Source organism: Aeromicrobium sp., from assembly GCF_023146395.1.
Classification (GTDB): domain Bacteria; phylum Actinomycetota; class Actinomycetes; order Propionibacteriales; family Nocardioidaceae; genus Aeromicrobium.
In genome coordinates, this window is record NZ_JAGLCD010000008.1 from 133,426 (window position 1) to 146,395 (window position 12,970).

12 protein-coding genes are annotated in these 12,970 nt (G+C 71.5%); 1 reads left to right on the plus strand and 11 read right to left on the minus strand.

The window, feature by feature from the left end:
• Positions 1–174 precede the first annotated feature (174 nt).
• From KAG51_RS07310 to KAG51_RS07340, 7 genes are all read right to left on the minus strand, one after another.
• On the minus strand, positions 175–1,596 hold the full coding sequence (locus KAG51_RS07310; protein ID WP_290582152.1) for a DEAD/DEAH box helicase: 1,422 nt from the start codon (positions 1,594–1,596) through the stop codon (positions 175–177).
• A gap of 208 nt (positions 1,597–1,804) precedes the next feature.
• Positions 1,805–2,101, minus strand: a complete 297-nt coding sequence (locus KAG51_RS07315) for a GNAT family N-acetyltransferase (RefSeq protein WP_290582500.1) — start codon at positions 2,099–2,101, stop codon at positions 1,805–1,807.
• A 10-nt stretch (positions 2,102–2,111) separates the two neighbouring features.
• Positions 2,112–2,333, minus strand: coding sequence for an SCO4848 family membrane protein (locus tag KAG51_RS07320; RefSeq protein ID WP_290582154.1), 222 nt, complete (start codon positions 2,331–2,333; stop codon positions 2,112–2,114).
• Complete coding sequence (purQ, locus tag KAG51_RS07325; RefSeq protein WP_300234571.1) at positions 2,330–3,001, minus strand: phosphoribosylformylglycinamidine synthase subunit PurQ; 672 nt, start codon at positions 2,999–3,001, stop codon at positions 2,330–2,332. Before purQ ends, KAG51_RS07320 begins: the two co-directional genes overlap by 4 nt.
• Complete coding sequence (purS, locus tag KAG51_RS07330; protein WP_290582156.1) at positions 3,001–3,243, minus strand: phosphoribosylformylglycinamidine synthase subunit PurS; 243 nt, start codon at positions 3,241–3,243, stop codon at positions 3,001–3,003. The genes purQ and purS overlap by 1 nt, the downstream gene beginning before the upstream one ends.
• Before the next feature lie 186 nt (positions 3,244–3,429).
• Positions 3,430–4,323 (minus strand): AIM24 family protein, encoded by an 894-nt coding sequence (locus KAG51_RS07335; protein WP_290582158.1) that lies wholly within the window; start codon positions 4,321–4,323, stop codon positions 3,430–3,432.
• A gap of 5 nt (positions 4,324–4,328) precedes the next feature.
• Positions 4,329–5,888: a long-chain fatty acid--CoA ligase gene (locus KAG51_RS07340; RefSeq protein ID WP_290582160.1), complete on the minus strand. Its 1,560-nt coding sequence runs from the start codon at positions 5,886–5,888 to the stop codon at positions 4,329–4,331.
• Positions 5,889–6,003: 115 nt separating this feature from the next.
• Between KAG51_RS07340 and KAG51_RS07345 the strand changes: the two genes are divergently transcribed.
• The gene (locus KAG51_RS07345; RefSeq protein ID WP_290582161.1) at positions 6,004–7,239 is read left to right on the plus strand and encodes a cation:proton antiporter; all 1,236 of its coding nucleotides are present in this window, start codon (positions 6,004–6,006) and stop codon (positions 7,237–7,239) included.
• Here KAG51_RS07345 and KAG51_RS07350 read toward each other — a convergent pair.
• The 4 genes from KAG51_RS07350 to KAG51_RS07365 all read right to left on the minus strand — a co-directional run bounded on the left by KAG51_RS07350 (position 7,236) and on the right by KAG51_RS07365 (position 12,819).
• Positions 7,236–8,099 carry a phosphoribosylaminoimidazolesuccinocarboxamide synthase gene (locus KAG51_RS07350; RefSeq protein WP_290582163.1) on the minus strand — a complete coding sequence of 288 codons (864 nt, stop codon included), beginning with the start codon at positions 8,097–8,099 and terminating at the stop codon, positions 7,236–7,238. The two genes, KAG51_RS07345 and KAG51_RS07350, sit on opposite strands and share 4 nt — an antisense overlap.
• Positions 8,100–8,119: 20 nt before the next feature.
• Positions 8,120–9,541: an adenylosuccinate lyase gene (gene purB / locus KAG51_RS07355; RefSeq protein WP_290582165.1), complete on the minus strand. Its 1,422-nt coding sequence runs from the start codon at positions 9,539–9,541 to the stop codon at positions 8,120–8,122.
• Positions 9,542–9,721: 180 nt separating this feature from the next.
• Positions 9,722–10,981 (minus strand): phosphoribosylamine--glycine ligase, encoded by a 1,260-nt coding sequence (gene purD, locus KAG51_RS07360; RefSeq protein ID WP_290582167.1) that lies wholly within the window; start codon positions 10,979–10,981, stop codon positions 9,722–9,724.
• A gap of 116 nt (positions 10,982–11,097) precedes the next feature.
• Complete coding sequence (locus KAG51_RS07365) at positions 11,098–12,819, minus strand: DUF11 domain-containing protein (protein WP_290582169.1); 1,722 nt, start codon at positions 12,817–12,819, stop codon at positions 11,098–11,100.
• Positions 12,820–12,970: the final 151 nt, after the last annotated feature.

Genomic DNA, 12,970 nt, shown 5'->3' on the forward strand with positions numbered 1-12,970 from the left:
CCCGCCCCCGGCGGCAGCACACCGGCCGCCACGGACCAGACCCCCGGGCGGTGAGTAGGTCGGCTATCCCTCGCGCCAGCGGTGAGTGAGTCGGCTTTCGAGGGGATCGATAGCCGACTCACTCACCGCCCCGGTCCCGCGATAGCCGACTCACTCACCGCCCCGGTCCCGCGATCAGCGCGAGGCGCCGCCGGCGCGACCACCGGAACGGTGCTGCTGGCCGCCCTGGCCCTGGCCGCGACCGGACGCCTGCGGACGACCGCCCTGGCCGCCCTGACCCCGGGGGCGCCGGCGGCGCGAGCCACCGTTGCCGCCACGAGCGCCACCGGGGCGCCCCTGGCCGTGCTCGCCGCCGCGACCGCCGGCCGCCGGGGCGGTCTCGCCCGGGCGGCCCGTGGTGGCCATCGACTCGACCGTGAACGGCGAGGCCAGCTCGTGGCGCCGGTGCTGGCGTGCGGTGACGCCGGCCTTGCGCTGCAGCTGGAGGAGGTCGCGCAGGTCCTCGGGGGTCGTCATCGTGACGACGGTGCCCGACTCGCCCGCACGCGCCGTGCGACCGGACCGGTGGGTGTAGGCCTTGTGCTCGGCCGGGGCGTCGAAGTGCAGCACGAGCGGCACGTCGTCGACGTGGATGCCACGCGCGGCGATGTCGGTCGCCACGATGACCTGGGCGTCCCCGGAGGAGAAGCGCGCCAGGTTGCGCTCACGCTTGCGCTGGTCGAGGTCGCCGTGGAGGTCGACGGCCTCGATGCCGGCCTGCGTGAGCTGCCGCGCGACGCGGGCGGCGCCGCGACGGGTGCGGGCGAACACGATCGTGCGAGGCGTGTTCGCCAGGAGGTCGCGCACGACCTGCAGCTTCTCGGTGCGCTCGGCCACCACGACGTGGTGGGTCATCTCGCCCTGCTCGACGAGCGGCTCGGCCACGTCGTGCAGCACGTGGGCCGGCAGATGACGCTTGACGAGCTTGTCGACGTCGCCGTCGAGCGTGGCCGACAGCAGGAGGCGCTGGGCCGAGCGCGGTGTGGCGGTCAGCAGTGCGTCGATCGGCTTGTAGAAGCCCAGGTCGCAGAGGTGGTCGGCCTCGTCGAGCACGATGATCTCGAGATCGTCGAGGGTCACGGCCTTGCGGTCGATCAGGTCGGTCAGACGACCCGGCGTGGCGACCACGAGGTCGACGCCGTCGCGCAGGCGCGCGGCCTGACGCCCGATCGGGACGCCGCCGAGCACCGTCATGGTGCGCAGGTGCAGGGCCTCGGCCATGCCGGCGATGTCGCGCTCGATCTGCGAGGCGAGCTCACGGGTCGGCACGAGGATCAGGCCGCGCGGGGCACGCGAGCGGCGCTGGCCGCCGGCCAGCGTGTCGAGCACGGGGATACCGAACGACAGGGTCTTGCCCGATCCGGTGCGGGCGCGGCCCAGCACGTTGACGCCGGACAGAGCCGCCGGGATGACGACCTGCTGGATCGGGGTCGGCTCGACGATGCCCTGGCGCGCGAGCGCCTTGACGAGCGGCTTGGGCAGCCCGTAGTCGGCGAAACCGGTGACGGTGGGCAGGGTGGACGGGGTCGACGCAGTGTCGACAGGTGTGGAGTTCACGTATCTCTCAGACGAGTTCGGGCACCGGCGCGCGACACGACGTCGCGCTGCGAGATGGTGCTTCGGGGCCCTCGAGACGGTGCCGGCATGTCGCACGACACAGGGTCCAGCATTGGACTGAACAGCGGGCCTCCGCCCTCAGCCTATCGCGAAACCACGCTCGGTCCCGCATCGGTCGACGTGCGTTGCCCCACGTCGGCTGTCTGAGTCAGGCGACGAGGTCGGTGTACGACGGGTTCTTCTCGAGGAAGGACCGGATGTACGAGCACACCGGCTTGATGCGTTCGCCGCGCTCACGGATGTCGTCGAGCGCGCCCGTCACCAAGGTCTTGGCGAGACCCTGGCCCGAGTAGGCGTCGTCGACCAGGGTGTGCGGCATGATCAGGACGCCGTCGCGGGGCTTGATCTCGGTGAAGCCGGCGACGGCCCCGTCCACCAGGATCTCGTAGCGTCCCGCGTCGTCGTTGCGTCGAACTTCGGTGGCCATGTCTCTCCCCCTCGGGATCGGTGCTGGGCTACTGGAACAGCGCGACGAGTCCCACGAACCCGACCGCGAGGCCGAGCGCGAGCGACACCGTGATGAGGATGGCGTGCACCGTGAAGAACGTGGTGCGTCCGCCGTTCTCGTCGCGCGAGCGGGGGTCGGCGATGATCCGCTTGGCGAACTGCGGCCAGATGATCAGGTTCCAGGCACCGGCCACGACCAGCAGGACGGCGGCGCTGATCGGGAGCGTCATCGGGCCACCAGCGAGGTCAGGACCGAGGTGAAGAACCCCAGGCCGTCGGTGCCGGGGCCCGTGAGCTCCTCGACCGCGTGCTCGGGGTGCGGCATCAGGCCGACCACGTTGCCGCGCTCGTTCGTGATGCCGGCGATGTCGCGCAACGACCCGTTGGGGTTGACGCCGCCGTAGCGCGCGACGACCCGGCCTTCGCCCTCGAGGGCGTCGAGCGTCGCGGCGTCGGCGACGAAGCCGCCCTCACCGTTCTTGAGCGGCACCGTGATGGTCTGGCCCGCGGTGTAGTCCGACGTCCACGCGGTCGACGCGTTCTCGATCACGAGCTGCTGGTCGCGGCACACGAACGTGCGGTGGTCGTTGCGGATCAGGGCACCGGGCAGGAGGTGCGACTCGCACAGGATCTGAAAGCCGTTGCAGATGCCGAGCACCGGGACGCCGGCGTTCGCGGCCTCGACGACCTCGGTCATGATCGGCGCGAAGCGGGCGATCGCGCCGCAGCGCAGGTAGTCGCCGTAGGAGAACCCGCCCGGCAGCACGATCGCGTCGACGCCCTGCAGGTCGTGGTCGCCGTGCCACAGCGCGACCGGCTCGGCCCCGGCGACCCGCACCGCGCGGCGCGCGTCGACGTCGTCGAGCGATCCCGGGAACGTGACGACTCCGACCTTCATCAGGCGTCCACCCGCACGGTGTAGTCCTCGATGACCGGGTTCGAGAGCAGCGTCTCGGCGATCTGGGCGACCTCGGCGAGCGTCGCCTCGTCGGTCGCGGCGACCTCGAGCTCGAAGCGCTTGCCCTGGCGGACATCGGTGACGCCGTCGAAGCCGAGCCGCGGGAGGGCGCCGTGGACGGCCTTCCCCTGCGGGTCGAGGATCTCGGGCTTGGGCATGACGTCGACGATCACGCGGGGCATGGCTGAAGTCTATCGGCGACCTCGGCCAGGACGGCACGCGGAGCCTGCAGTTCGCCGGTGGGCGGTGGATCCTCCACCCAATGCGCCCTGATTCGGTGGAGGATTCACCGCCTCCCCCGCGCCACGGAACGACGACGCCCCCGGGACCGTCGGGGCGACGGAGCCGGGGGCGGTCGGAGAGCGGTGTCAGCCCGTGGTGGGGACCTGGGGTCCCTCGGACGGCTGCACGATGACGAACCCGGCCCCCTGGAACGCGACCTGGAACGCCTCGCCCGAGCCACGACCGATCAACGAGCCGGCGGTGAAGCTGGACTTGATCGAGGTCTGCAGGCCCAGTGACCACGCGATGAGCGCGTTGGCGTCGGCGTACGTGGCGGCCTCGGCGGGATTGAGCACGACCGGCTCACCGTCGGTCGTGATGGCGACCCACCCCGTGCCCCGCAGGGTCGTGTTGAACAGGCCCCCGGCGACCATGCTGCCGCCCTTGACCCGCTCGACGTTCCAGTCCAGCGACGCGCTGAACGCCAGCACGGCGTTGCCGTTGACCGACAGACCACCGTTCTCGATCTGCAGGATGTGGACGTGCTTGCCGGTGTCGGCGAGGAACACGTCGCCCTGCCCGCTGACGCCCATGAGCGACAGGCCCTCGCCCGTCAGCGCCTTCTTGAGGAACTTGGCCGCGCCGCCGCCGGAGTACTGGAAGTCGACGTTGCCCTGGTAGGCCACCATGGAGCCCTGCTTGGCCATGAACGGCTCGGCGATGCGCACCCGCAGCAGCCGGTTGTTCTGCTTGCGCGGGCCGATGCCCTCCACCTCGCTGAACGTGCCGTCGACCAGGTCACCCGACAGGCCGGCCCACGGGTCGCCACCCACGGCCGGCTGCGGGGTCAGGCCGCCCGACTGCTGCGGGGCACCACCGCCCGCCGCGCCCGCCGCGGCGCCGGCCTGCACCGGCGGCGCTCCCAGCGGGGAGACCGACTGGGTGCCCTGGTTGCTGACGTGCTCGGTCCAGACCGTGCCGTCCCAGTAGCGGTACTCGTGCCGGCCCTCGGGGTCCGGGTGCCATCCTGCTGCCGACATCGCCGTCAGCTCAGCTCACGCTTGAGGATCTTGCCGGTGGAGGTCATCGGCAGCTCGTCGCGGAACTCCACGACGCGCGGGTACTTGTACGCCGCGAACTGCTCCTTGCCCCACGCCACGAGGGTCTCCTCGGTGACGTCGTCGTGGTCCTTGTTCTTGACGACGACCGCCTTGATCTCCTCGCCGTGCGACTCGTGCGGGACGCCGATGACCGCGACGAGCGAGACCGCCGGGTGCTGCATCAGCACCTCCTCGATCTCGCGCGGGTACACGTTGTAGCCGCCGCGGATGATCATGTCCTTGGAGCGGTCGACGATGAAGTAGTAGCCGTCGGCGTCCTTCTTGCCCAGGTCGCCGGAGCGGAACCAGCCGTCGCGGATCGCCTCGGCGGTGGCCTCGGGGCGACCGTAGTAGCCCTTCATGATGTTGTGGCCCTTGATCGCGATCTCGCCGATCGCCTCGGGGTCGCCGTCGGGGACGTCGCTCCAGTCGTCGTTGATGAGCTTCATCTCGACGCCCGGGATCGGCTTGCCGATCGAGCCGACCCGCGGCTCCTCGCCGAACACGCTGAACGAGGCCACGGGCGAGGTCTCCGAGAGGCCGTAGCCCTCGAGGATCGTGACGCCGAAGCGCTCCTTGAAGTTCTTGTGCACCTCGACGGGGAGGGCGGACCCGCCGGCGGCGGCGACCCGCAGGTTCGCGGCGATCTCGGCGACCGGGTGCTCCGGGGTCAACGCACCGAGCAGACCCCAGTACATCGTGGGGACGCCGGCGAAGAACGTGACCTTCTCGCGCAGCATCAGCCCGATCGCCGGCTCGGCCTCGAAGCGCGGCAACATCACGACGGTGCCGCCGAACGCGAACGCGCCGTTCTGGATCACGGTCTGTCCGAACGAGTGGAACAGCGGCAGGACGCACAGGTAGGTGTCCGGGGTCTCGGGGTTCGCGGCGAACAGCTCGGTGCCCGCCAGCGCGTTGTCGCGCATGTTGCGGTGCCGCAGCTCGGCGCCCTTGGGCTGGCCCGTCGTGCCGGAGGTGTAGAGGATCACGGCGGTGTCGTCGTCGTCGCGCTCGACCGTCTCGAAGGCGGGCGGCTGGGCGGCCACGAGCGGTGCGTAGTGCTCCGGGCCCTCCAGCGGCGCCGGGGCGGCCGAGTCGAGCTTGATCAGGAAGAACTCCCGGCAGGAGTCGGTGGCCTGGAAGCCGTCCCACGCGGCCTCGCCGATCGGCAGGTCAGCCGTGCCCTCGAAGGCGAAGTAGGCAACCGCGTCGGAGTCGTCCAGGTGGTAGGCGACCTCGCGGGCCTTCAGGAGCACGTTGAGCGGCACGACCGTCGCGCCGGCCTTGAGGATGCCGTAGTAGATGATCGAGAAGTACGGCAGGTTCGGGCAGGACAGCGCCACCTTGTCGCCGGGCTTGACGCCACGCTCGACCAGGAGGTTCGCGACCTGGTTGGCCGCGCCGTTGACCTGGGCGTAGGTCAGCTTGGTGTCACCGAACACGATCGCCGTGCGCTCGGCGTAGGTCTGGGCGGAATTCTCCAGCAGGGCGGCGAGATTGGCCACGACGGCTCCTTGATGGTGGGAATGCGGTGCGCGTCACAGCCTACCCACGGCTCGACAGCACGTCTGGTGGCCACGAGCATGAACTCATGTGCCCTCAAGAGGAACGGAGCCAGTTGTGACGACCACTGCCACCGTGCTGGTCACCGTCGGGCTGCTGGGCCTGCTCGTGGCCACGCTCTCCGCGCGCCTGCGCGAGCTGCCGCTCTCGGAGCCGCTGCTGGCCCTGGCCGTCGGCGCCGCCCTCGGTCCGGCAGCCACCGGCCTGGTCGACCTGCCGGCCGTGACCGAACGCTCCGAGGAGCTGCACGAGATCGCCCGGGTCCTGCTGGCGATCTCGGTCATGGCCGTGGCGCTGCGCTATCCGGCCCGCGACGCCTGGCGGCTCCGGGGCCCCGTGGCCCTGTTGCTGCTCGTGGTCATGCCGCTCATGGCGCTCGCTACCACCGTGGTCGCCTGGCCCCTGGGGCTCGGGCTCGCGGCCGCCTTCGCCCTCGGCTGCGCGCTGTGCCCGACCGATCCGGTGCTCGCCTCGAGCGTCGTCACCGGCACGCCGGCGGAGCGGGACCTGCCGGCGCGCACCCGGCAGGTCCTGTCGCTGGAGTCCGGCGCGAACGACGGGCTCGCGCTCCCGCTGGTCCTCCTCGCGCTCGTGCCGCTCGGCCTGGCCACCGGCGGCGAGACCGGTGTCGAGATCGGGCGCGAGGTGCTCGGCGCGCTCGCGCTGGGCGTCGTGGCCGGGTGGGTCGCCGGGCGCGCCATCCGCTCCGGCGAGCACCACGGCGCGACCGACACCGCGCCGGTCCTGGTCTTCACGTTGGTGCTCGCCGTCGGGGTGCTGGGCGCCGCGGTGCTGCTCGACGTCGGCGGCGTGCTCGCGGTCTTCATCACCGGCCTGACCCTGAACGCGACCACGTCGGGAAGCGACCGGATGGACGCCATGGTGCTCGACGAGGCGATCAACCGGTTCGTGCTGCTCCCCGGGTTCGTGGTGCTGGGGGGCGTCCTGCCGTGGGCCGCGTGGCGCGACCTCGGCTGGGCCCTGCTGCTCGTCGTCGCCGGCGCCCTGCTCCTGCGCCGCCTGCCCTGGGTGCTGCTGCTGCGCCGGCCGCTGCGGCTCGCGTGGCGCGATGCGGTGTTCCTCGGCTGGTTCGGACCGATCGGCGTCTCCGCGGTCTTCTACCTGACCCTGCTCGCCGAGCGACTGCCGGCCGCGGACGCGACCCCCGTGCTGGCCGCCGGAACCGCCGTGGTGGCCGCCAGCACCGTGGTGCACGGTGTCACCAGCTCGCCGGGGCGCCGCCTGTACGCGCGGGCGAGCCGCGCGGCGGGCGAGTCGGGCTCGGCGGGCTAGAAGGTCAGCCCGGTGAGCCGCTCGTAGGCCTCGATGTACCGCGCCCGGGTGCGCTCGACGACCTCCGGCGGCAGCGACGGCGGCGGCGCGTCGCCGGCCTTGTCCCAGCCCGACTCGTCCGACAGCAGCCAGTTGCGCACGATCTGCTTGTCGTAGGACGGCTGCGGGCCACCGGGGCGCAGGTCGTCGGCCGGCCAGAAGCGGGAGGAGTCCGGGGTGAGCACCTCGTCGGCCAGCACGATCGTGCCGTCGGCGCGGGCCCCGAACTCCAGCTTGGTGTCGGCCAGGATGATGCCGCGCTCGCGGGCGACTCCCTCGGCCCGCGCGTACACCGCGAGCGTCAGCTCCCGCAGCCGCTCGGCGATCTGCGGCCCGACCTCGTCCACGACGTGCTCGAAGTCGACGTTCTCGTCGTGCTCGCCGATCTCGGCCTTGGTGGCGGGCGTGAAGATCGGCGCGGGCAGACGCGAGCCGTCGACGAGCCCGTCGGGCAACGGCACGCCGCACACCGCGCCGGTCTGGGTGTAGTCGATCAGGCCCGAGCCCGTGAGGTAGCCGCGCGCGACGCACTCGACGGGGAACATCGCGAGGTTCTCGCACACGACGGCCCGCCCGGCGACCTGCTCGGGCACATCGGTCGAGAGCACGTGGTGCGGCACGAGGTCGGCGAGCTGGTCGAACCACCACAGCGACATCCGCGTCAGGATCTCGCCCTTGTCGGGGATGCCCGGGCTGAGGACGTGGTCGAACGCGCTGATGCGGTCGGAGGCGACCATCAGCAGGTGCCCGTCGGGCAGCGTGTACAGGTCGCGGACCTTGCCCGAGTGCAGGTGGGTGGCTCCGGGGATCTCAGGCGTCACGGGATCAGGCTAGTGGTCGCTCAGAGGATCGCGCCGGGGGCGTACGCGGCGGCCTCCGGGTCGGCGTCCAGGACCTCCTGGATCCGCGCGAGGACCTCGGCGACCTGGTGGGTGGCGGCACCCGTGAACGCGATCGGCTCGGCCACGAGCGAGGCCAGGTCGGCCTCGGACAGGCCGAGACGGTCGTCGGCGGCCAGGCGCGCGAACAGGTCGTTCTCCGCCGTGCCCTGCTCGCGCATCTCGAGGGCCACCGTGACGGCGTGCTCCTTGATGGCCTCGTGCGCAGCCTCGCGGCCGACCCCCGCGCGGACGGCGGCCATCAGGACCTTCGTGGTGGCGAGGAACGGCAGGTAGCGGTCGAGCTCGCGCTGCACGACGGCAGGGAAGACCCCGAACTCGTCGAGCACCGTCAGGAAGGTCTCGAACAGCCCGTCGGTCGCGTAGAACGCGTCGGGCAGGGCCACGCGCCGCACGACCGAGCACGAGACGTCGCCCTCGTTCCACTGGTCGCCCGCGAGCTCGCCGATCATCGAGACGTAGCCGCGCAGGACGACCGCGAGGCCGTTGACGCGCTCGCACGAGCGGGTGTTCATCTTGTGCGGCATCGCGCTGGAGCCGACCTGGCCGGGCTTGAAGCCCTCGGTCACGAGCTCGTTGCCGGCCATCAGACGGATCGTCGTGGCGAGGTTGCTCGGCGCGGCCACGGTCTGGGCCAGCGCCGTGACGACGTCGTAGTCGAGCGAGCGCGGGTAGACCTGGCCGACGCTCGTCAGGACCGTCGCGAAGCCCAGGTGGGCCGCGACCCGGTCCTCCAGCTCGGCCAGGAGGGCCACGTCTCCCCCGAGCAGGTCGAGCATGTCCTGACCCGTGCCGACGGGGCCCTTGATGCCGCGCAGCGGGTAGCGCTCCAGGAGCGAGTCGAGACGACCGAGCGCGACCAGGAGCTCGTCGGCGACCGTGGCGAAGCGCTTGCCCATCGTGGTGGCCTGCGCGGCGACGTTGTGGCTGCGGCCTGCCATGACGAGCTCGGCGTTCTCGCCCGCGAGGTGGCCCAGGCGCGCCAGCGTCGCCACGACGCGGCTGCGCACGAGCTCGAGGGAGGCCCTGACCTGCAGCTGCTCGACGTTCTCGGTGAGGTCGCGCGAGGTCATGCCCTTGTGGATGTGCTCGGTACCGGCGAGGGCGGCGAACTCCTCGATCCGAGCCTTGACGTCGTGGCGCGTGACGCGCTCCCGGGCCGCGATCGAGTCGAGGTCGACCTGGTCGACGACCGCCTCGTAGGCCTCGACGACGCCGTCGGGGGTCTCGATGCCCAGATCGCGCTGCGCCTTCAGGACCGCGATCCAGAGCTGGCGCTCCAGCACGATCTTGTGCTCGGGCGACCAGAGTCGGGCGAGCTCGGCGGAGGCGTAGCGCGAGGCGAGGACGTTCGGTGCGGTCACCGGCCCATTCTCGCAGGGGCCTCCGGCCCGACCGCCCCCGGCGGTGCGTCAGCGTCCGTTCCGAGCCCCGGGCGGTGCGTCAGCGTCCGTTCGGCGAGCGAAGACGGACGCGAGGTCACCGCCAGGCGGGAGCCGACGAGCCAGACCGACGCTAGGTCACCGCCTACCGGGGCGGGAGGGTCAGGGGGCGATCTCGCCGAGCTCGGCCTTGAGCGCGATGTCGGTGCGGTGCTGGCCGCCCTCGATGATGATCGCGTCGACGCCGGAGTACGCACGCACGCGGGCCTGCTCGAGATCCTCGCCGACACCCGTCACGGCGAGCACCCGCCCACCCGCGGTGACCAGATGGCCGTCCGGGTCGAGCGCGGTGCCTGCGTGGATCACGTCGACGCCCTCGATCGCGTTCGCCGCGTCGACACCGAGGATACGGTCGCCGGAGCTGCTGGTGGCGGGGTAGCCGGCCGAGGCCATCACGACCGCGACGGCCGAGCCCCCCGTCCACTGCGGCAGACCGACCTCGGCGAGCGTTCCGTTGGCCGCGCCGCGCAGCAGGGCCGAGATCGGCGTGCGGAGCATCGCCAGCAGCGCCTGCGTCTCGGGGTCGCCGAACCGGGCGTTGAACTCGATGACGCGAACGCCACGACTCGTCAGCGCAAGACCCGCGTAGAGGAGGCCGCTGAACGGGGTGCCGCGGCGGGCCATCTCCTCGACCGTGGGCACGAGCACCCGCCGGGTCACCTCGGCCACGAGGTCGTCCGGCGCCCACGGCAGCGGCGTGTAGGCGCCCATGCCACCGGTGTTCGGGCCCTCGTCGCCGTCGAGGGCACGCTTGAAGTCCTGCGCCGGCTGCAGCGGCAGCACCGTCGATCCGTCGGTGATCGCGAACAGCGACACCTCGGGACCGTCGAGGAACTCCTCGATCACGACCCGGTCGCAGGACAGTGCGTGGTCGAGGGCCTCCTGCCGGTCGTCGGTCACCACGACGCCCTTGCCGGCCGCGAGCGCGTCGTCCTTGACGACGTGGGGGGCGCCGAACGCGTCGAGCGCCGCCTCGATCTCCTCCTGCGTCGTGCACACGCGCGCCATCGCGGTGGGCACCTCGGCGGCCGCCATGACCTCCTTGGCGAACGCCTTGGACCCCTCGATCTGCGCCGCGGCGGCACTGGGCCCGAAGCAGTCGATGCCAGCGGCGCGGACCGCGTCGGCGACGCCCGCGACGAGGGGGGCCTCCGGGCCGATCACGACGAGCTCGACCCCGAGGTCGGTGGCGAGCCGGGCCACCGCCTCGCCGTCGAGCGGGTCGACGTCGTGCAGGGTCGCGACCTGCGCGATGCCGGGGTTGCCGGGAGCGGCGTGCACCTCCGAGACGCCCGGGTCGCGAGACAGTGCCAGGGCGAGCGCGTGCTCGCGGCCGCCGGTGCCGATCACGAGGGTCTTCACACGACACGACCCTACCGGCCGCCGCGGTCTCGTGGCCCACCTCGTCGTCACCAGGCTCGCGAGACAGGTGAAGGGCCCCGCCCGCAGGCGGAGCCCTTCACTGTCACGTGCTCAGGTCAGGCGGCGTGACGGCCCGTGAGACGTCGACGCATCAGCCAGGCCCCGGCGCCGACCATGGCCGCGCCGACGACTCCCGACATGAGCCAGACCGGCGCGCCCGTCGAGGGCAGCAGTCCACCGGCACCTCCACCGCCCCCGGAACCACCGGGAGCGGGCGGCACGAACGTCGCGGTCCGCGTCGTCGATCCGTCGGACTCGACCGGATCCCCGAAGGGGTCGGCACCCGAAGCCGTCGCCGTGTTGACGATCTCGCCCGCGGCGACGTCCTCGGCCGTGACCGTGTACGGGTCAGACGTGAACAGGACCTCGTCGTCGACCGCGATGTCGGCCGTCGCGGGATCGAGCCCGGTCACCATGGGGTCGTCGACCGTGACGTCCGTGAGGTCCACGTTCCCCGTGTTCTCGACGACGAAACTGAAGTCGATCGTCTCGTTCACATCGGCCAGGCCGTTGCCGTTGGCGTCGTTCAGCTCGGCGAGCTTCGTGATCTCCAGGGCAGGATCGGGCTGCACCACGTTCGAGGTGAACGTGGAGGTGTTGTTGTCCGTCACAGGGTCGGACTCATTGCCGAGCACAGATGCGGAGTTCGTCAAGGCCCCGGTGCTCGTGGCCTCCACCCGGGCGGTGATCGTGTACTCGGCGGACTCGCCGACAGCCAGGGCGCCACCGACGCAGGTCACCGTGCTGCTGCTCACGGAGCAGCCCGCGTCGTCGCTCGCGACGTCCACCACACCGGTCGGCACCGTGTCGGAGACCACGTGACCGCTCGAGCTGCCGGGGCCCATGTTGGTGACGGTCAGCGTGTATTCGATGGGCAGGCCAGCCACTGCCTGGTCGGGGCCTGTCTTGACGACGCCGAGATCGGCGGGCGCACCGAGCGCCGCCGTGCCGTCGTTGTTGTTCGTCGTGGGGCCGGGGCTCGAGGCGACGAAGGTGAAGGTCGGCGCGTCACTGGCCGGGTCCGCGATCGAGATCTGTCGAACCGTCCCGGTCGTGTTGTTGGAGAAGCCGAGGTTGCCGTTGCCGTAGGTCCACGCGGCACCATAGACGTAGGGCGTCTCACCCGTCGCCTCGGTCGCAAAGAAGTCGACCTCGCCCGTGCCGGGGTCGACGCGGGTCATCGTCCCGGTGGAGTTGATGCCCCAGAAATAGCCACCCACCTCCGCGAGGTCGGCCACGCCAGGTTCGGCCGACAACGTCTGCGAGCGCGCGGCGTTCTCGAGCCCCGTGGCCATGTCGATCGCCGTCAGCGTCGTGCTGCCGTTGTTGATGTAGAGGTGGCCCTCGTAGGCGACGCCGACGTGGTGCCCACCGAAGATCGTCGGTCCGACCTGCGTGACGACACCGTTCTCGCCGATCCGCACCAGGCTGCCCGCCTCGATCGCCGTCACGCCGTCACCGGCGGGGCGGTCGCTGGAGGCGATGCCGAAGATGTAGCCCGTGGCCTCGTCGAAGCCGATGGCGTTGTACGAGACGCCCGAGTTCGGCCCCTCAGGGTTGAACGTCACGGCGCCGCTTCCGTCCGTGGTGGCGGTGAACAGCGCGGTCGGCGCCTGCTGGGCGATGAAGATCGTCGCCCGGGTCGGGTCGAAGGGGTCGCCCGGAGCCGCGCCGGCCGGAGCCGACGAGAGAGCGAGGGCGGAGGCTGCGAGAGCTGTGACCGCAAGACTGGCTCCGAGCCGGGACGCGAGGCGTGGCACGCCACATTTCAAGAACATGATGAGGATCCTTCGGTTGCGGTTTGATCCTCGCGATTCCCCCGAGGATGATCCGCGCCGCGGCCCGTCAGCTCGGTCACGTGTACCGCCGGCCAGCAGCGTGGCGTGAGGAAACTAACAGAGCAGATCAGCGCCGCGGTGAACGCAATGG